The sequence below is a fragment of the Streptomyces sp. CLCI03 genome, assembly GCF_053615355.1.
The window spans coordinates 152,896-172,724 of record NZ_CM132132.1 but is presented as its reverse complement, the minus strand read 5'-3'; the positions used below and the strand labels follow the sequence as shown (position 1 = coordinate 172,724).

The 19,829-nt window shown below is 72.5% G+C and carries 14 protein-coding genes; 9 read left to right on the top strand and 5 right to left on the bottom strand.

The genetic code is table 11. The annotated features are described in order from the left end of the window. Positions 1-58: 58 nt before the first annotated feature. The 4 genes from ACWG52_RS00810 to ACWG52_RS00795 all read left to right on the top strand — a co-directional run bounded on the left by ACWG52_RS00810 (position 59) and on the right by ACWG52_RS00795 (position 3,113). Complete coding sequence (locus ACWG52_RS00810) at positions 59-886, top strand: PaaX family transcriptional regulator (protein WP_033216775.1); 828 nt, start codon at positions 59-61, stop codon at positions 884-886. Between the two features lie 215 nt (positions 887-1,101). After that, positions 1,102-1,527: a secondary thiamine-phosphate synthase enzyme YjbQ gene (locus ACWG52_RS00805; protein WP_389802878.1), complete on the top strand. Its 426-nt coding sequence runs from the start codon at positions 1,102-1,104 to the stop codon at positions 1,525-1,527. 126 nt (positions 1,528-1,653) lie between these two features. After that, a complete protein-coding gene (locus ACWG52_RS00800; protein WP_389802881.1) occupies positions 1,654-2,043 on the top strand; it encodes a hypothetical protein in 390 nt (129 codons plus the stop codon). A 107-nt stretch (positions 2,044-2,150) separates the two neighbouring features. Continuing rightward, a complete protein-coding gene (locus ACWG52_RS00795; protein ID WP_453127464.1) occupies positions 2,151-3,113 on the top strand; it encodes an alpha/beta fold hydrolase in 963 nt (320 codons plus the stop codon). Between the two features lie 52 nt (positions 3,114-3,165). Here the strand turns inward: ACWG52_RS00795 and katG are convergent, their stop codons facing one another. Further along, positions 3,166-5,397, bottom strand: coding sequence for a catalase/peroxidase HPI (gene katG / locus ACWG52_RS00790; RefSeq protein WP_453127462.1), 2,232 nt, complete (start codon positions 5,395-5,397; stop codon positions 3,166-3,168). A 401-nt stretch (positions 5,398-5,798) separates the two neighbouring features. Between katG and ACWG52_RS00785 the strand changes: the two genes are divergently transcribed. Further along, positions 5,799-6,209: a Fur family transcriptional regulator gene (locus ACWG52_RS00785; RefSeq protein WP_033216785.1), complete on the top strand. Its 411-nt coding sequence runs from the start codon at positions 5,799-5,801 to the stop codon at positions 6,207-6,209. Between the two features lie 30 nt (positions 6,210-6,239). On the opposite strand, the gene ACWG52_RS00780 is transcribed toward ACWG52_RS00785, so the two are convergent. Then, positions 6,240-6,785: a hypothetical protein gene (locus tag ACWG52_RS00780; protein WP_390166014.1), complete on the bottom strand. Its 546-nt coding sequence runs from the start codon at positions 6,783-6,785 to the stop codon at positions 6,240-6,242. 247 nt (positions 6,786-7,032) lie between these two features. Here ACWG52_RS00780 and ACWG52_RS00775 point away from each other — a divergent pair, with 247 nt between their 5' ends. Together ACWG52_RS00775 and ACWG52_RS00770 are read left to right on the top strand one after the other, a co-directional pair. After that, complete coding sequence (locus ACWG52_RS00775) at positions 7,033-10,944, top strand: Pls/PosA family non-ribosomal peptide synthetase (RefSeq protein ID WP_389802894.1); 3,912 nt, start codon at positions 7,033-7,035, stop codon at positions 10,942-10,944. A gap of 95 nt (positions 10,945-11,039) precedes the next feature. Beyond that, positions 11,040-12,446 (top strand): M1 family metallopeptidase, encoded by a 1,407-nt coding sequence (locus ACWG52_RS00770; protein WP_389802897.1) that lies wholly within the window; start codon positions 11,040-11,042, stop codon positions 12,444-12,446. On the opposite strand, the gene ACWG52_RS00765 is transcribed toward ACWG52_RS00770, so the two are convergent. After that, positions 12,443-13,624 (bottom strand): sensor histidine kinase, encoded by a 1,182-nt coding sequence (locus ACWG52_RS00765; RefSeq protein WP_453127458.1) that lies wholly within the window; start codon positions 13,622-13,624, stop codon positions 12,443-12,445. The genes ACWG52_RS00770 and ACWG52_RS00765 overlap by 4 nt on opposite strands. Before the next feature lie 170 nt (positions 13,625-13,794). Then, positions 13,795-14,175, bottom strand: a complete 381-nt coding sequence (locus ACWG52_RS00760) for a VOC family protein (protein WP_389802903.1) — start codon at positions 14,173-14,175, stop codon at positions 13,795-13,797. Positions 14,176-14,508: 333 nt separating this feature from the next. On the opposite strand from ACWG52_RS00760, the gene ACWG52_RS00755 reads away from it, so the two are divergent. Continuing rightward, positions 14,509-15,501 carry an AraC-like ligand-binding domain-containing protein gene (locus tag ACWG52_RS00755; protein ID WP_390139073.1) on the top strand — a complete coding sequence of 331 codons (993 nt, stop codon included), beginning with the start codon at positions 14,509-14,511 and terminating at the stop codon, positions 15,499-15,501. 45 nt (positions 15,502-15,546) lie between these two features. On the opposite strand, the gene ACWG52_RS00750 is transcribed toward ACWG52_RS00755, so the two are convergent. Continuing rightward, positions 15,547-17,412, bottom strand: coding sequence for a serine/threonine-protein kinase (locus tag ACWG52_RS00750; RefSeq protein ID WP_389802909.1), 1,866 nt, complete (start codon positions 17,410-17,412; stop codon positions 15,547-15,549). 275 nt (positions 17,413-17,687) lie between these two features. On the opposite strand from ACWG52_RS00750, the gene ACWG52_RS00745 reads away from it, so the two are divergent. Further along, complete coding sequence (locus tag ACWG52_RS00745; protein WP_390166020.1) at positions 17,688-19,826, top strand: CHAT domain-containing protein; 2,139 nt, start codon at positions 17,688-17,690, stop codon at positions 19,824-19,826. The last annotated feature ends 3 nt before the right edge of the window (positions 19,827-19,829 follow it).

Sequence of the window (19,829 nt, the reverse complement as noted above, 5' to 3'; positions counted from 1 at the left end):
GCGGCGACCCGTTCGCCCAGGTCGATAGGATCGCCACCGCATCCGACGGAAGGCGATCATGGCGGACAGTCCCCTCAGGCCCAGCTCGTTGATCAACACGGTCTACGGGGCGTTCCTGCGACGCCTCGGCGGCTGGATCTCGGTCGCCGACCTGATCACCCTGATGTCCGAACTGGACGTGGACGGCCCGGCGGCACGCTCGGCGATCTCCCGGCTCAAGAAGAAGGGCGTCCTCGAACCGGAACGCCGTGGCGCCACCGGCTACCGGCTCAGCCCGGGTGCGCAACCCGTCTTCGACGAGGGCGACCGGCGCATCTTCGGCAGCCTGGAACCGGCGAAGCTGAGCGACGGCTGGGCCATGGCCGTCTTCTCCGTACCGGAGTCCGAGCGCTCCTACCGCTACCAGCTGCGCACCCGGCTGACCTGGCTGGGCTTCGGGAACATCGCCCCGGGCGTGTGGCTGGCGCCCGGCCGCCTCCTCCCGGACGCCCGCGACATGCTCGTCCGGCTCGGACTCAGCGCGTACGTGCACCTGTTCGCCGCCGAGTACGCGGCCTTCAGCGACCTGCCCGGAACGGTCAGCTCCTGGTGGGACTTCCCGGCGATCGAGGAGCAGTACGCGGGCTTCACCGAGGCCTACGGACCCGTCGCCGCGAGCCTGGCCGAACAGCCCGCCATCGACGGCGCCGAGGCCTTCCGCCACTACGTCCCGATGCTCACCCAGTGGCGCCGCCTGCCCTACCTCGACCCCGGACTGCCCGCCGAGCTGCTTCCCGCGGACTGGAACGCGGTCGCCGCGCGGCAGATCTTCCAGCAGCTGAACGAGGTGCTCGCCCCGCCCAGCCTGCGCCACGTGCGGGAGGTCACGGGACTGGCCGAGGCCTGACGTCGCGCAAGCCCCTCACCACAGGTGGCCCGGGTCGTCAGCGGCTGATCACGCATGGGCCGCAGCGTGAGTTCGAGCCACGCGGCACGGCTGAGGGGTATCCCCGGACTCCCGGCCCGCCGGCCCGTCCGCCCGGGGTACGGCGGGATGGACGTACCGGCCGACACCGGCCCGGGTTGCCGCTCTGCTGGGCCGTCGGGCGCAAGGATGCGGTCATGGCCGACATCTTCGTTTCACGCACCATCGACGTGACGACCGGGGACCGGGAGACCGTCCATGACCTGACCGACGCCTGCGCTTCGTTCCTCGGTGAGGTGGCGCGGGGCCGCAGCGGACTGCTCAACGTCTTCACGCCGCACGCGACCGCCGGGCTCGCCGTCATCGAGACCGGCGCCGGTAGCGACGACGATCTCCTGAAGGCCCTGGCGTCCCTGCTGCCGGCCGACGACCGCTGGCGGCACCGCCATGGTTCCCCCGGCCACGGCCGCGACCACGTGCTGCCCGCGATCGTCCCACCCCACGCGACACTGCCCGTGATCGACGGACTCCTGGAGCTCGGAACCTGGCAGTCCGTCACCCTCGTGGACACCAACCGGGACAACCCCCGACGTCAGGTCCGCCTGTCGTTCCTCGGCTGCTGACCCGCTTCCTGGGGCGCAGGGGTGAACACGTATCAATCATGACAGGTCAGAGGCCGTTTTCGTAGGACCAACGGCACAGCGAATCGCCCTTGTTCGGACCGGTCTGCGGCTTTCAGAATCACCGTCATGACTTACTCAGCGCATGCCGGTCACGACGCGATACTCCGAGCCCGAGTTGCCCTCCTGGGATCACAGACCCTGCCCGCCCGTCAGGAGGTCGCCGCCTACCGTGTGCTCGTCCAGGTGAACGCACGGGCGTATCTGCCACTGCTGGCCGAGGCGTTGTACGAGTACAGCCGTCAGGACTTCGCCCATCTGCCCGACATCGCCCTGGCCCTGCGGGCCGAGGCCGTCGACGCCGCGCGCCGCATGTACGCCATGGAGCCGGCCAGGGACCTCCTGCTCGTCAAGGCCCTGCACCGCTACCAGGAGCAGCTCCTCCTCATGGACCGTCAGGAGGAAATCGCCGCGGTGGAGCGCGAGATGGCCCAGGTGGCCTCCGGCGCCGGCGGGTAGCCACCCGGCCGCCGAGGGGCCGCGACTCCCGGTCCGGCAATGCCGGGCCCGCGGCCCCTCGTGCCGGATGATCGGGCAGGGGCGCCGACGAGGGACCCGGAGAGCCGATGCGACACCGAATTCCGCTGCTGCCCGTCCTCCTGACGGCGGCGCTCGTGGCCGCCGTTCCCGGGTGCGTCGGTCCCTCGGCCCCGCGCGGCGCACCGCCCGCGCCCTCCTCCGTACCGGCGACCGGCGACTTCTCCGGCCAGGTCGACGTGGGCGCCGGCCGGAAGATCTATCTGAGCTGCGCAGGCAGCGGCAGCCCCACCGTGATCCTGGAGTCCGGGCTGCACGACTCCTCCGACACCTGGACCATCACCGACACCCGCCCGCCCGTACCGAAAGCCCCGGCGGTGTTCCCCGGCGTCGCGGCGTTCACCCGGGTCTGCCGCTACGACCGGCCCGGTACCGTCCGGTACGTCGATCCGCCCGCGCTCACCACCCGCAGCACGCCGGTCGACGGCATCCGCGCCCTCACCGCGATGGCCGACGATCTCGACGCGTTGCTGACATCCGCCCGCCTGCCGGGCCCCTACGTGCTGGTCGGCCACTCCTTCGGCGGGATGATCACCCGGCTCTACGCCCAACGGCACCCCCGCGAGACGGCGGGGCTGGTCTTCGTCGACGCCTTCGGTACGGACATCCGCGCCCTCTTCGGCACCCGCTGGGCCGCGTACCGCACGCTGCTCGACAGGCCCGGCACGCCCTTCGACGCGCGTCCCGACTTCGAAAGGGTGGACATCGACGGCGCGATCGACGCCGTCACCGCCGCGCCGCGGCTGCCGGCGGTCCCCATGGCCGTACTGAGCAAGACGGAACCGTTCGCCGCGCCGCCCGGAACCTCGAAGGACCTCCTGGACACCCTGGAGCGGGCCTGGCCCCAGGTGCAGCGGAAGTTGGTCGAGCTGGGGAACCAGACCCCGCAGTTCCTGGCCACCGGGAGCGACCACTACGTACAGGTGCACGATCCCGACCTGACGATCGGCGCGGTCCGGCTCGTCGTGGGCCGCGTCCACGCCGAGCCGTAGGCGTGGTGCGGGAGGTCCGGGCCGGCCGGTGGGGCCGGCCCGGACCTCATGATCAGGCGAGGTCGAACCGGTCCAGGTTCATCACCTTGTCCCACGCCGCGACGAAGTCCTTCACGAACTTCTCCTTCGCGTCGTCGCTCGCGTAGACCTCCGCGAGCGCGCGCAGCTCCGAGTTCGATCCGAAGACGAGGTCGGCACGGGTGCCCGTCCACCTGACCCGGCCGGTCGAGGCGTCGCGGCCCTCGAACGCGTTGGCGTCCTCGGACGTCGCCGACCACGTCGTACCCAGGTCGAGCAGGTTGACGAAGAAGTCGTTGGTGAGGGACCCGGGGGTCGCGGTGAAGACACCGTGCGGGGTCTGCTGGTGGTTCGCGCCCAGTACGCGCAGGCCACCGACCAGGACCGTCATCTCGGGGGCGCTGAGGGTCAGCAGGTTCGCCCGGTCGAGCAGCAGGTACTCGGCGGGCAACCGGTTGCCCTTCCCGAGGTAGTTGCGGAACCCGTCGGCGACCGGCTCCAGCGCGGCGAAGGACTCCACGTCCGTCTGCTCCTGCGTCGCGTCCGCGCGGCCCGGGGTGAAGGGAACCTGGACGGCGAACCCGCCGTCCTCGGCGGCCTGTTCGACGGCGGCCGCACCGGCCAGCACGATCAGGTCCGCGAGCGAGATCCGCTTGCCGCCGCTCTGGGCGGAGTTGAAGGACTCCTGGATGCCGGTCAGGGTACGCAGCACCGCGGCCAGCTGGTCCGGGTCGTTGACCTCCCACCCGCTCTGCGGCTGGAGGCGGATCCGGCCGCCGTTGGCGCCGCCGCGCTTGTCGCTGCCGCGGAAGGACGAGGCCGAGGCCCACGCGACGGATACGAGCTGGGACACCGTCAGGTCCGAGGCGAGGACCTGCCGCTTGAGCGCGGCGACATCGGCGGCGTCGACGAGCTCGTGGGTCACCGCGGGGAGCGGGTCCTGCCACAGCAGCGTCTCGGTCGGGACCTCCGGGCCGAGGTAGCGCACGATCGGGCCCATGTCGCGGTGGGTCAGCTTGAACCACGCGCGCGCGAACGCGTCGGCGAACTCGGCGGGGTTCGCGAGGAAGCGCCGGGAGATCTGCTCGTAGGCCGGGTCGAACCGCAGCGAGAGGTCCGTCGTCAGCATCGTCGGGGCGTGCGTCCTGGACGGGTCGTGGGCGTCGGGCACGGTACCCGCGCCGGCGCCGTCCTTCGGCCGCCACTGGTGGGCGCCGGCGGGGCTCTTGAACAGCTGCCACTCGTAGCCGAACAGGATCTCGAAGAAGGTGTTGTCCCAGGTGATCGGGGTGTTGGTCCAGATGCCCTCCAGACCACTGGTGATCGCGTCGCCCCCCTTGCCGGTGCCGAAGGAACTGCTCCAGCCCAGTCCCTGCGCCTCCATCGGGGCGGCCTCGGGGTCGGCGCCGACACTCTCGGCCGGGCCCGCGCCGTGGGTCTTGCCGAAGGTGTGGCCGCCCGCGATCAGGGCCACCGTCTCCTCGTCGTTCATCGCCATCCGGCGGAACGTCTCGCGGATGTCGCGCGCCGCGGCGATCGGGTCGGGGTTGCCGTTCGGGCCCTCGGGGTTGACGTAGATGAGGCCCATCTGGACCGCGCCGAGCGGGTTTTCCAGCTCGCGGTCGCCGGTGTAGCGCTCGTCGTCGAGCCAGGTGGTCTCGGGACCCCAGTAGACGTCCTCGTCGGGCTCCCACACGTCGGGACGGCCGCCGCCGAAGCCGAAGGTCTCGAAGCCCATCGACTCCAGGGCCACGTTGCCGGTGAGGATCATGAGGTCGGCCCACGAGAGGCTCTGACCGTACTTCTGCTTGACCGGCCACAGCAGACGGCGGGCCTTGTCGAGGTTGCCGTTGTCCGGCCAGCTGTTGAGGGGGGCGAAACGCTGCTGGCCGGCGCCGGCGCCGCCGCGGCCGTCGCTGATCCGGTAGGTGCCCGCGCTGTGCCAGGCCATACGGATCATGAACGGGCCGTAGTGGCCGAAGTCGGCGGGCCACCAGTCCTGGGAGGTGGTCAGCACGTCGGCGATGTCCCGCTTGACCGCGGGAAGATCGAGGGTCTTGAACGCCGCGGCGTAGTCGAACTCCTCGCCGAGCGGGTTCGCGACGGCGGGGTTCTTGGCGAGGATCTTCAGGTTGAGCCGTTCAGGCCACCACTGGCGGTTTCCGCCGCCCTGGGTCGGGTGCGGGGCTCGTCCATGGGCCACCGGACAGCCCTCCCCACCCTCCGACTTGGCGTCCGTGACGATTGCATCATGGTTCTCAGACATGGGAATCCTTCCGTACCAGGCGGATCACGGTGTTCAGGAACTGAATGCGACTGATTGCGACCGAATGCGATGGAACTGTCGGGGCGCAGGGCCCCAGGTGCAGGGGCTCGGCCTCGTCGATCGCCACGACGCCGAGGGGTCACCGTCCCGGACGGTTGCGAGAAGGGAACTCCGGCAGTCGGTGCGCGCGTACCGGCACCGGGCAGCTCCTCGGCGGTGATCCGTCACGTCTTTGTCACCTGCCGCTCTGGAGTCTTCCTGTCTCTTGGCTATCTACGAAACCGATCCTACGATGGACGCAATCCAAGTCAAGAAGGACACCAGGTCCACATTCGTTCGGATCCCGGATGTCCGCCGATAAACTTCGGGGCACCCCGTCGAACCTGAATAGGTGGGCCGATATGAGTGACCTGCTGGAGCGTTTGCGCGGGCGTGGTTGGCGGATGACGTCGCAGCGGCGCGTGGTCGCGGAGGTCCTCGACGGTGACCACGTGCACCTCACGGCGGACGAGGTGCACGCCCGCGCGGCGCGGCGGCTGCCGGAGATCTCCCGGGCGACCGTCTACAACGCCCTCGGCGAGCTGGTGGCCCTCGGCGAGGTCGTGGAGGTGACGACCGACGGCCGGGCCAAGCGCTACGACCCCAACGCGCACCACCCCCACCAGCACCTGGTGTGCTCCGCCTGCGGGCTCATCCGCGACGTCCACCCGACGGACGACCCGCTGGCCGGCCTCCCGGCGGACGAGCGCTTCGGCTTCGCGGTGTCCGGGGTCGAGGTCACCTACCGGGGCCTGTGCCCGGACTGCGCGTAGCGCCACCGCCGTGCCCGGCCGGCCCTCGCGCTACTCCTGGCCCACGGGCCGGGCGCGCAGCCACGCCGTCTCGAACTCGTCCTCGCCGATCTCCATGCCCACCAGTTCGGGGTCGAAGAGGTCGACGACGGGCGGGTTGAACGGCCAGTCGTCCGGGCCGCTGCGCACACCGGGGCCGTCCGGGCCCCACTCGACCTGGCGCAGCCTGCGGCCGTCGGACTCGACCTCCAGCAGGTACAGCGTCCGGCCTCCGCCGTCCTCGTCGTCCCAGGGCCGCCGCAGCCACACGATCTCCCGGTCGGCGAGCGCGCCGAAGCCGTCGAGGCCCCGCTGGGCCTCCCGCCGGGCCCGTAGGTCCGCCAACGCGCCGGGCATGCTCGTCCCGTCGATTCGGACCTCGTCCAGGTCCCAGCCCTCGGCCTGCTCGACGCTCGCGGCGGTGTCGACGACCTCCACCTCCGCGAACGTTTCGCGCACCTCTCGGGCCGACCGTGCGTGGACCCACCACCACAGGCCGCCCATGCCGTAGTCGTGGAGGACGAGAAACCGCCGCACGGGCGCAACACGATCGTTCATGACGGCCGACGATATGTGAGTCGCCGATCACGGTCCGTGCCGCCCCCGGAACGGTCCGACAGCCGGAATTCACCCACATGTCGCGACGCCAATACCGTCTCTTCCCAGCCACGCGCAAGCCTTCGACAAGAAAATCCTTGATGGCGCACTAGACTGGTGGGTTGTTCGGCGCTGGGCCGGAACAACCTGGGCAGACCCGGGCTCCGCCGGCGACCCGGACGGTGCCGGGAACGAGACGCGAGGGCCGATGGCAGTCACACCTGAGCACGGTGAACTCACGCTGCTCGACGACGGGGAGACGCTGGAGGAGACCGGCAAGTCGGCCCGCTTCACCGCAGGGCCCGCCGCCCCCACCCGCACCCTCGTCGACATCTTCGAGGCGACCGTACGGACCTACCCCGACGAGCTCGCCCTCGACGACGGAACCACCCGATTGACCTACCGGGCCCTGGCCGTCGAGGTCGAGCGCCGGCGCCGGGCCCTCGCCGCCGCCGGAGTAGGACTCGGCGACCGGGTCGGCGTCCGCGTGCCGTCCGGGACCAACGAGCTGTACGTGGCCGTCCTCGCCGTCCTCGCCGCCGGCGCCGCCTACGTACCCGTCGACGCCGAGGACCCCGACGAGCGCGCCGACCTGGTCTTCGGCGAGGCCGGGGTCCGCGCCGTCCTCGGCGGCGGACACCGCATCCACGCAGGCGGCGAGCCGGAGGCCGGCGCCCGCGCCGCCGCCTCCCGTCCCGGACCCGAACACGATGCGTGGATCATCTTCACCTCCGGCTCCACCGGCAAGCCCAAGGGCGTCGCCGTCAGCCACCGCAGCGCCGCGGCCTTCGTGGACGCCGAAGCCGCCCTGTTCCTCACCGAGGAGCCCATCGGCCCCGGCGACCGCGTCATGGCCGGACTCTCCGTCGCCTTCGACGCCTCCTGCGAGGAGATGTGGCTGGCCTGGCGCTACGGCGCCTGCCTCGTGCCCGTACCCCGCTCCCAGGTCCGCAGCGGCGCCGACCTCGGCCCCTGGCTCGTGGAGCAGGAGATCACCGTGGTCTCCACCGTGCCGACCCTGGCCGCGCTCTGGGAGCCCGAGGCGCTCAACGAGGTCCGGCTCCTGATCTTCGGCGGTGAGGCCTGCCCGCCCGAACTCACCCAGCGCCTGGTCACCGAAGGCCGCGAGGTCTGGAACACGTACGGCCCCACCGAAGCCACCGTCGTCGCCTGCGCCGCACTGCTGACCGGCGAGGAGCCGATCCGCATCGGCCTCCCGCTGAACGGCTGGGAACTGGCCGTCGTCGACGAGTCCGGCGAGCCGGTACCCATGGGCGGCAGCGGCCAGCTCGTGATCGGCGGCGTCGGCCTCGCCCGCTACCTCGACCCCGACAAGGACGCCGAGAAGTACGCCCCGCTCGAAACCCTCGGCTGGCAGCGCGCCTACCGCAGCGGCGACCTCGTACGCGCCGAACCGGAAGGCCTCGTCTTCCTCGGCCGCGCCGACGAGCAGATCAAGCTCGGCGGCCGCCGGATCGAACTCGGCGAGGTGGACGCCGCGCTCCAGGCCCTGCCCGGCGTCGCGGGCGCGGCCGCCGCCGTCCGCACCGCCCGCAGCGGCAACCAGCTGCTCGTCGGCTACCTCGTCACCCAGGACGGCTGGGACCACGCCGCCGCCGTGACCCGGCTGCGCGCCGAACTGCCCGCCGCCCTCGTGCCGCTGCTCGCACCCGTCGCCGAACTGCCCACCCGCACCTCCGGCAAGGTCGATCGCGCCGCCCTGCCCTGGCCGCTGCCCGAACTGGAGAGCTCCGGCCCCACCGAGCAGCTCTACGGCACCGAGGCCTGGCTCGCCGAGCAGTGGGGCGAAGCCCTCGGCGTCACCGTCACCAGCGCCGCCGACGACTTCTTCGCGATCGGCGGCGGCAGCCTCGCCGCCGCCCAGCTCACCACCCGGCTGCGCACCCGCTACCCGAGCGCCGCAGTCCTCGACATCTACCAGCAACCCACCCTGCGCAAGCTGGCCCGCCACCTGGAGAAGTCCGCCCAGGGCGACGGCGAGGCCCGCACCGTCGCACCGGTCCCGCTGCGCTCCCAGGTGGCCCAGACGCTGCTGCTGATCCCGCTGTTCACCCTGGTCGGCCTGCGCTGGACCGTCGCCCTGCTGGCCCTGGGCAACGTCCTGCACCACTTCGGGCCCTTCCCATGGGCGCCCACCGCCTCCTGGTGGCTCGTCGCCGCCGGAGCCCTGCTGCTCTTCAGCCCGCCCGGCCGGCTCGCGATCGCCGCCGGCGGCGCACGCCTCCTGCTGCGCGGCGTGCGCGCCGGACGCCACCCGCGCGGCGGCAGCGTCCACCTGCGGCTCTGGACGGCCGAACGGCTCGCCGAATGCGCCGGCGCCACCTCCCTCACCGGCTCGTGGCTGGAACGCTACGGCCGGGCCCTCGGCGCCAAGATCGGCCCAGAGGTGGACCTGCACTCCCTGCCCCCGGTCACGGGCATGCTCAAACTCGGCCGCGGCTGCGCCGTGGAGTCCGAGGTGGACCTCACCGGCCACTGGCTGGACGGGGACCACCTGGAGATCGGCGCGATCAAGGTCGGCGCGGGCGCGGTGGTCGGCACCCGCAGCATCCTCTTCCCCGGCGCGCGGGTCGGAAAGCGCGCCGAGGTGGCCCCCGGCTCCGCCGTCGTCGGACAGATCCCGACCGGCCAGCGCTGGGCCGGCGCACCCGCCGGGAAACTCGGAAAGGCCAAGCACAACTGGCCGGGGGAACGCCCGCCGCGCGGACTCTTCTGGCGGGCCGCCTACGGAGCGGCCGGCTTCGGCCTCACCACCCTGCCCGTCCTCGCCGCCCTGCCCGCCCTGCTCGTCGTCAGCCGCTTCGTCCCAGCCGACGCCGGGCTCACCGAAGCACTGCGCGGAACGCTCGTCGCCGTGGTGCCCGCGGCCCTCGCCTACGGGGTCGCGTACGCGGCCCTGCTGCTGGTCTCCGTACGTCTGCTCAGCCTCGGCCTGCGGACCGGAACCCACCCGACGCACAGCAGGGTCGGCTGGCAGGCCTGGACGGTCACCCAACTGATGGACCTGTCCCGCGAGACGCTCTTCCCGCTGTACGCCGGGCTGATCACCCCGGTGTGGCTGCGGCTGCTCGGCATGAAGATCGGCCGGGGCGCCGAGGTGTCCACCGTGCTCGCCCTGCCCAGCCTCACCACCGTCGGCGAGGGCGCCTTCCTCGCCGACGACACGCTGACCGCCCCCTACGAGCTCGGCGGCGGCTGGATGCGCATCGGACACTCCGAGATCGGCCGCCGCGCCTTCCTCGGCAACTCCGGCATGACCGCCCCGGGCCGCAGCGTGCCGGACGACGGACTCGTCGGCGTCCTGTCCGCCACCCCGAAGAAGGCCAAGAAGGGCAGCTCCTACCTGGGACTCCCGCCGGTCCGACTGCCCCGGTCCACCGCCGACTCCGACCAGAGCCGCACCTACGAGCCCCCCGCGCGGCTGCTGTGGGCACGCGGCCTCGTCGAGCTGTGCCGGCTCGTCCCGGTGTTCTGCTCGGCCGCCCTGGCCGTGCTGACCGGAGCGGCTCTCTGCGCCCTGATCACGGGCGGCGGTCCGGGGATCTGGGGAGCCGCACTCCTGTCCGGAGCGGTCCTGCTCATCGCCGGTACGGCCGCCTGCGCGGTCGCCGTGACCGCCAAATGGCTGCTGGTCGGCCGGCACCGGACGGGGGAGCACCCGCTGTGGAGCGGCTTCGTATGGCGCAACGAACTGGCCGACACCTTCGTGGAGGTGCTGGCCGTGCCGTGGCTGGCCGGATCGGTTCCCGGCACACCGGTGCTGGCCCTGTGGCTGCGCGCGCTCGGCGGCCGGATCGGCCGGGGCGTGTGGTGCGAGAGCTACTGGCTGCCCGAGACGGACCTGGTGGTGCTCGGCGACGGAGTCAGCGTCAACCGCGGCTGTGTGTTGCAGACGCACCTCTTCCACGACCGGATCTTGAGGACGGATACTGTGGTGCTCCGCGAGGGCGCCACCCTGGGCCCGGGCGGAATCGTCCTGCCCGGGAGCACGGTAGGGGCCCGCAGCACCCTGGGCCCCGCATCCCTCGTGATGGCCGGGGAATCCGTCCCCGCCGACACCCGCTGGCTGGGCAATCCCATCGAGGCGTGGCGGTCCTGACCGGGCCCGCCCCGCCGCGGTAGGCAGCAGGGCGGCACCGGCACACCGGTACACCAGCACGTCGTACGAGCACAGCGCAGGGAGCGGAAGCGGCAGTGAGCGGCCACAGAACAGAGCCATCGGACCCGTACTTCCCGGCCAACGGCGACTCCCGTTACCGAGTGCACCGGTACGAACTCGCTCTGGAGTACCGTCCCGGGCCCAACCGGCTCGCGGGAACGGCCCGGCTCAGCGCGATCGCCGGGCGGGCGCCGCTCGCCGAGTTCCACCTGAACCTGGCCGATTTCAGAATAGGCCGGGTCCTGGTGAACGGCCGGGCGCCGCACTACTCCCACCGCGGCGGCAAACTGCGCATCCGCCCGGCCAAGCCGCTGCCCGCCGGCTCCGCGTTCACCGTCGAGGTGCACTGGGCGGGCAACCCCAAGCCGGTGCGCAGCCCTTGGGGCGGCCTCGGCTGGGAGGAACTGACCGACGGCGCGCTGGTGGCCAGCCAGCCCGTCGGCGCGCCCTCCTGGTACCCGTGCAACGACCGGCCCGCCGACAAGGCCTCGTACCACATCTCGGTCAACACGCCGTCCCCGTACACGGTCGTGGCCGGTGGCCGCCTCCTGACGCGCACGACGAAGGCCAGCACGACCACCTGGGTCTACGAGCAGTCCGCGCCGACCTCCAGCTACCTGGTCGGCCTGTCCATCGGCATGTACCAGACGGTGCTCCTCGGCGACCCCGGCCTCGGTGGCGTCCCGCAGAGCGCGCACGTGCCGGCGCACCTGCTGCCGCGCTTCTCCCGTGACTTCGCCCGGCAGCCCGCCATGATGGCCTTGTTCGAGGAACTCTTCGGGCCCTACCCCTTCGGCGAGTACGCGGTGGTCGTCGCCGACGAGGAACTGGACGTCCCCGTCGAGGCACAGGGCCTGTCCACCTTCGGCGCCAACCACGTGGACGGCGTCCGCGGCTCGGAACGCCTCATCGCCCACGAGCTCGCGCACCAGTGGTTCGGCAACAGCGTGACCATCGCCGACTGGCGGCACATCTGGCTCAACGAGGGCTTCGCGAAGTACGCCGAATGGCTCTGGTCGGAACGCTCCGGCGGGCGCACCGCGCACGAACTGGCCGCCGCCGCACACCGACTGCTGGCCTCGCAGCCGCAGGACCTGCGCCTGGGCGACCCCGGCCGCAAGCTGATGTTCGACGACCGCCTGTACCAGCGCGGCGGCCTCACCGTGCACGCGATCCGCTGCGCGGTGGGCGACAGCGCCTTCTTCCGCATGCTGCGCGACTGGGCCACGGTGCACCGCCACGGGGTGGTGTCCACCGCGGGTTTCACCCAGCACGTCGCCCGCTACACGGCCGAGCCGCTGGACGAGCTGTTCCACGCCTGGCTGCACGCGCCGGCCCTGCCGCCCCTGCCGGCACCACCCCGGCCCCCGATACCGGCGAGGCCCGGCTACCCGCCGACGAACGGCGGCTCCAAGGGCGGCCGGGGCAAGACCTCCGCCTAGGCCGAGCGAGGGGTGGTGAGCGGCATCCGGGCCCGGACCTGCCAGTCGCCCTCGGCGGTGGCTTCGGCCCGGAAGGTGCCGCCGGCCAGCGTGACGCGTTCGCCGAGGCCCTTGAGGTCGTAGCCCGAGAGGGAGGCCCGAGGCCCCGTCCCGTCGTTGGTGATCCGTACGGCTGCCTCGTGGGGACGGACGCGCACGTGGACGCTGACGTGGCGGCAGTGCCGTGCGTGCTCGCGGATGTTGGTGAGGGACTCCACCGTCACCCGGTGCAGGGTCGCGGCCACCTCGGGCGGCACGGTGTCCGTCGGCCCTTCCTCGGTGAGGTGTGCCGGTACGCCGTTCAGGGCGAACCCCCTCACCAGGGCCCGCAGGTCGTCCATACCGGCGGGCGCGGTCGGCGCCGCGTCGCTCTCGCCGGCCGCGAGGCCGGCGACCATCCGTCGCATGGACGCGAGGGTCTCGGCGCCCGTCTCCTCGATGCGCTGCAGCGCGGGCGGCACCAGGTCGGGCCGCCTGGCGGCGACCGCCCGGGCGCCCTGTGCCTGCACCACGATGCCGCTCACGTGGTGGGCGACGTAGTCGTGCAGATCCCTGGCCAGCTCGATCCGTTGTTCGAGGCGGGTGCGATGGGCGCGCTGCCGCCGGACCGCCACCACCAGCCGCGCGGTCGCACTCGCCCCCGCCACCAGGACGGTGGCCAGGGTGAGGCCGAGAGCCACGATCAGACTGTCCTCCCGCACGCCGGTGGACAGCGGACGCGCGACGACGGCCGCCGCCAGCAGCAGGGCGACCGGAGCGCCGGAGACCGCCGGGCCGCGCCGGGTGACGAAGGCCAGTACCACCAGCAGGGCGACCGGTTCGAACGCAGGGTGGGCGGACGGGGCGCCGGCGGCGTCGTGACCCAGCCACAGGGCCGCCGAGCAGACCAGCGAGGCCGCGGCGGCGGCGCCCCCGACGTAGACGAACGGCCGAGGTTCTTCGCACAGGGGCAGCGGGACGAGGGCGACGCCCACGAGGACGGCCGACAGCACGAGCAGGCCCGGAGACACCGATCCGGTGAACGCCCCGGCCCGTACATCCGCCCAGGCCGCGGCCAGGAGCACACAGGCTGCGAGGGACCGCAGCAGGACCGCCGCCTTGCCGGAAGCGGCGAGGAAGCGGAGGAGAGGAGACCACATAGCGCGCAGATTAGATCATCGGCAGCCCCGGTCCCTCCGCCAAAAGTCGTAGTCGTACGGACCGGGATCCTCGGTTCGCGCGCTACGCTTCCGGGCGCTCGCGGGGAGTGATCGAGGCCCGCCTCCGCCGCTTCCCGGACCCGCGGCCGCGACCGGCCGGCGCGGGACGCTCAGGGCGTCGCGGCGTGATCGGAATCGCCGCGCAGGACGCAGAATTCATTGCCTTCGGGGTCGGCGAGCACCGCCCAGCCCGAGCCGTCGGGCTGTCGGCGATCGACGACGAGGGTGGCTCCGAGCTGCACCAGCCGCTCGACCTCCTCCTCGCGGGAGGTCGCCGGGCGCAGGCACAGGTGGACCCGGTTCTTGACGGTCTTCGGTTCCGGCACCTGGTTGAAGTACAGCAGCGGGCCCTCCGCGAGCATCACCACGGTCTCGTGGTCGCCCGGTTCGGCCTGCGGATGCAGCGGGCGACCGGTCACCTCGCTCCAGAACCGAGCCAGTTCATACGCATCCGAACAGTCGATCGCCACGTTCTGCACCACTGAGACCATGCCGCACAGCCTGCCCGAGTTCCCGCACGACCGCCAAGATCCGAAAGGAACGGCTCGGACGTCCTGGTCCCGGCACTGAGCTGACGCCGCCCGAAACCCCCGTCCTCGGGCGGCGTCAGCTCAGTGCCGGGACCACGCGAGGTCTCCGTTCGTCGGCGGGGCTCCGGTTTCCCATCCCCTCACCGACCCTCCGGCGCCCACTCTGGCAAGCCCCGGAGCACCGCGCATTGGCCTGGCGTACACAGTGTCTTGACGGAGAGTCGCCTCGCCGCCCGCCCCCGGGGCTCCGGCTCTTGTTGCGCGGGCCGCCACGGCCGGTGTAAACCCGTGATCATGCTGCCCGAGACAACCTTCCGCAGCGCGGAACTAGCGCCCGCCGACCGTTTCGAGAGCTGGCGGGCCCTGATGTCGCAGACGCATGCGCCCATGGAGATGCACAGTGAGTACGCCGCCGACTTCTGGGTGAACCAGCGCGTCATCTCGCTCGGCGGGATCACGGTCTATCCGATGGAATGCCGTCCCCTGACCTTCCGGCGCACACCGAAGCTGATAGCGAGGTCGGACCCCGAGCACTTCCACCTCTCGCTGATCAAGCGCGGGGCGGGAGCGGTCACCCTGGGCAAGGACACCGTGGTGCACGGTGTGTTCGACATCCACACCAGTGACACGTCACGGCCGTTCGACATCAGTTCCGGCCCGCATCCCGTCGAGATCATCGGGGTCGAGGTACCCAAGGCGCTGCTGCCGCTGCCCCCGCAGACCGCCGGCCGGGTCATCGGCAAGCGCATCTCGGCCCGCGAGGGCATGGGGGCCCTGCTGGCCACCTTCCTCGACCAGGTGACCAAGGACAGCCGGTCCTACCGGCCGGCCGAGGGCCCGCGCCTGAGCGGCGTACTGGCCGATCTCATCGCCTCGCTCTTCGCCGGCGTCCTCGAAGCGGACCGGTCCCTGACGCCGGAGACGCATCGGCGTGCTCTGGCGCTCCGCGTGATGGCCTTCATCCGGGACAACGCCGACGATCCGCGGCTGGACGTCCCCGCGATCGCCGCCGCCCACCACATCTCCGTCAGCTATCTCCACCGGGTCTTCCAGCAGGAGGGGGACGGGGCGACGGTCGCGGCCTTCCTTCAGGGCCAGCGGCTCGCGCGGGCCCGCCAGGACCTGGCGGACCCGATGCACCAAGGGGTGCCCGTGCACGTCATCGGCGCCCGGCGGGGCTTCCTGCACGCCTCCGCGTTCAGCCGGGCGTTCCGCGAGGCCTACGGCCTGCCGCCCGCGGCCTTCCGCGGGCAGGCTCGGACGGAAGACCTGGCCGGGACGGTCTAGGGCCCGTCTTTCGGATCATGCCGGGCCCGATCCGAAAGACAGGCCCTAGCTCTGCCTCGTCCAGCGCTGCGACGCCTCCCCGCCGCACGTGTTGGTCACCAGGCCGCCGCTCATGCCCAGGTCGAGACAGCCGCCGCTGAAGTCGTTGCGGAGGCTGCCGCCCGAGCCCGTACGCCACAGCTGCGTCGTGCCGTTGGTGGAGCAGTCGCCGACGAAGACCGCCTGGCCGAGCATGTTGGCGTACAGGCAGCCGCCGCCCCGCTGGTTGACGAGCTTGAAGCTGCCGTCCGGCCTGCTCTGGACCGTCCACCGGGCGCTCGCGTCCGCGCAGTCGCCGTAGTCCGAGGCGCCGAAGACCTGCGTGATGCACTTGCTGTTGTTGCCGTTGCGGAAGCGGAAGGTGCCGGACGCGGGAGGCGCCGGGGGCGCCGCGGTGGTGGGCGCCGTGGACGTCCCGCCGTTGGAGGGGCGCGTACTGCCCGAACCACCCGCGTTCGCGGGGTTGCCGGCACTCCCGGAGTTCCCGGCGCCGCCCGAGCCGGGCTGCGCACCGCCGGAGCCGGAGCCGGAGCCGGGGACGGTGCCGGTCCCGGGCGCGGCGCCGCCCACGCCGCCCACGGCCCCGGCCGGGGGAGCAGCCGTACCGGCCTGTCCCGGGTCCTGGGCCGGTGGCTGGCTGGGGGCGGCCGTACCCGAGGGGTTGCCGCCCACCGTCGACGCCGGCGGGTCGGCCGGCGCCGTCACCGGGGCGGACGGGGAGTTCCCGGCCCCGGCCTGCGGCGCGGAGGTGTACGGCAGGTGCTGGACGGCGAGGGTCGTACCGCCCGCGACCACGACGACGGGCAGGACGGCGAGCAGGACGCGGGTCCGGCGGCGCCGCTCGGTCCGTTCCGGCCGGACCGTGGCCGGGGGCGCCGCGGCCGGCTCCTGCGCGGGCTCCGGCTCGGCCTCCGCCTTCTCCCCCGTGAGCGGGATCGTCGGCACGTCGGGCTCCCGCACGTGCGCGGCGAAGGCGGCCCGCTCGGCCAGACGCTCGGTGACGGCCTCCGGCCACAGCGGGTCGGTGAACGGGCCGTGCGCGCGGGCGCGTTCCAGGAGTTCGGCGGCGGTGGGACGGCCCTCGGGGTCCTTGTCGAGGCAGGCCGCGACGAGCTCGGCGAGGTCCGGCTCCAGCTCCCGCAACGGCTCCAGGTCGGGCTCCTCGTGGACGATGCGGTACAGCACCCCGTGTCCCGACTCGTCGCCGAACGGCGGCCGGCCACAGGCCGCGTACGCGAGTACGGAGCCCAGCGCGAAGACATCGGTGGCCCCGCTCAACCGCTTCCGACCCGAGGCCTGTTCGGGCGCCATGTAGGCGGGCGTCCCCACGACCATGCCGGTCAGGGTCAGTCGGCTCTGCTCGGCGGCCCGGGCCACACCGAAGTCGATGAGGGTGAGACCGTCGAGGGTCAGCATGACGTTGGACGGCTTGACGTCCCGGTGCACCATGTCCAGCGCGTGCACCGCGGCCAGCCCAGCCGCGGCCTCCCGCAGCAGCAGCCACAGCGCCCGCGCGGGCAGCGGGCCGCCGTGCAGGTCGACGGCCTCCCGCAGGGTGAGCCCGGGGATGTACGCGGTGGCGAACCACGGGGGAGTGGCGGTGCGATCGCTGTCGAGCAGCGGGGCGGTGGCGCCGGCGGGCAGCCGGGCGAGATTGTCCAACTCGTGCCCGAACCGGCGCAGGAAGTCCTGGTCCTCACCCACGACCGAGGCCAGCAGTTGTTTGACGGCGACGTACCGACCCTCGCGGACCCCGAGGTAGACACGCCCCATGCCGCCGGCCCCGAGCCGGCCCACGAGCGGTATCGACCCGATCCGTCGTGGGTCCTCCGACTCCAGCGGCTCGGCCCCGCTCCCCGTCAGCTCTGACACGTCAGCCCCGCTCGAATTGGAGAAGTTTCCAGGAATCTAACCCTGATGATCCGACGACGGCAACGCGGGTCCCCGAAAGCCGAGTTGATCCTGATTTCGCCGGGGAACGAGGGCCCGCCGGGCCCTGTCGACCCGCCCGGTCCGGCCCGCTCGCCCGGATCGGGCCACCCCCGGCCCCGCTGGCCGCACCCGCCGGCAGTGGGATAATCCAGTGGGGGAGACAGATGTGACGCACTCGGATCGAGAAGCTCGGGCGACTCGAAGGGAGGAGCGTGGTGAGCACCCCCGCCGCCGCTCGCATCGCTGACCTGCTGGAGGACGTACCGACGGCCTCGAACCCGCCCGCACGCTTTCCCGTCCCCGCCCCCGACCGGCCCCCGCGCACCGATGGTCCAACGCTCAACATCACGGTGATCTGGGGTGACATCGCCCGGATCGCCGCCGATCTGCACGTCACGGGGCACTACCAATCGGTCGTGCCCGCCGCCGCGGAACTCGCGCTCGACCGGGCCATCTCCGTCGACCCCCGCCGCGTCATCACGGAGCACACCAAGCTCGGCTGGATCGACGCCCAGTTGGGCGAAGTCACGTACTTCCCCTGCAAGGAAGGACCCGTGCGGTGCGCCGCCGTCGTCGGCATGGGACCGATGGGCACCCTGACCGAACGCCGCGCCGTCCAGATGTACGCCTCCCTGCTCGGCGAAGCGCTCGGGCTCGGGCACGTCTCGACCATGGCCACCGTGCTCGTCGGCTCCGGCACCGGCAACCTGACCGTCAAACAGGCGGCCCGCGCCCTCGTCCGGGGCTTCGCCGACACCCTGGCACCCCTCGGCCCGCCCGCACCGCCGCCCCGGCTCACCGACGTACTCGTCCTGGAGGTCGACCGGCTGCGCGCGGAGCAGCTCCACCTCGCCCTCACGGACTCCGCCGCGAAGCTCCCGCAGGTACGGATCGTCCCCGGACTGCGCGAGGAGAGCGGCGGCGAACTGTTCGGGCCCTCCGCCGCCGTGTACGCCCTGTCGGCGCTCACCGGCCTCGCCGCGCCGACGGCCGGGGAGGACGTCCTGCGGACCGTGCTGGCCGACTTCGACCCCGACATCCAGGGGATGATCCGCGAACAGCTCGCGGACCTGGCCTCGGTGGAACGCACCGAGCTGTCCCTGACGGTCCGCAGACCGGCGGAGGCCCAGGACGACGCGGTACCCGTCCGGATGTCCGTCCAGTCGGGGGTCGGCGGCCTGCGCTGGGCGGCGATGACCGGGCGGGCCACCGTACCGGAGCGGCTCGTGCCGGTGGACCTGGACCTGCTGCGGGAGCTCGTCGACCGGCTGACGGAACCGAGCGTCAAGGACGCGTGCGAACTGCCCGACCTGCTGTCCCGGTTCGTGGTGCCGCCGGACTTCCAACGGCTGCTCACCGACGACTCGACCGTACTGCTGGAACTGGACCGGGACACGGCCTCCGTCCCCTGGGAGTTCCTGGCCGAGATCCAGCAGGCCGGGATGGAGAAGCGGGCCCCCCTGGCGATCCGCACGCAGCTGTCCCGACAACTGCGCACCACCTACTCGCGGGTGATGACCGAGGGGCTGGCGGACGGACCGCTGCGCGCCCTGGTGATCGGCGACCCGGGAGACCCGGAGAAGGGCTTCCATCTGCCGGGAGCCCGCCAGGAGGCCCTCGCGGTGGCCTCCCGGCTGAAGGAACTCGGTGCCAGGGTCAGCCTCTTCGTCGGCGCGGCGAACTCGCTCCGCCAGCCGGGCGTCGACCCCGCCCGGCGCCTGGACGTCCTGCGGGTCCTGCTGTGCGGAGGCAACCACATCGTCCACTACTGCGGGCACAGCGACTTCGACCTCTCCGGTACGGGACGACGCTCGGGCTGGGTCTTCGCGGACGGCCTGCTGACCGCCCAGGAACTGGCCCTGCTCGAACGCCCGCCCCTGATCGTCGTCGCCAACGCCTGCTACACGGCCCGGCTCGGGGAGGCCGCCGGCCCCGGCACCCCGGCCGTGGAGCCCGGCCTCGCGGGCCGCAGTCCCTGGGGGAATCCGCAGGCGGCGCTCGTGCCGAGTCTCGCCGACGAGTTCCTGCGCATGGGGGTGGGGCACTACATCGGGGCGGCCTGGCGGATCCCCGACGACCAGGGGATCTCCTTCGCCGATCAGTTCTACACGCACCTGTTCAAGGGTGGCCCCGGCGAGGCGACCCCGACGGTGGGCGGCGCCGTCCGCGCGGCGCGCAGACGTCTCTACGGGCTGCGCGAGCAGGGCTCCGACGTTCCCGACGTTCCCGACGGTCCGGAAGGCCCCGCCGGCCCGGACGTCACGCCCAGCGGGCAACGCTGGAGCTCCTGGGCCGCCTACCAGCACTACGGGGACGCGGCCGATCCCTTCGTCCGACCAGGGGGTTCTCCCTAGGAG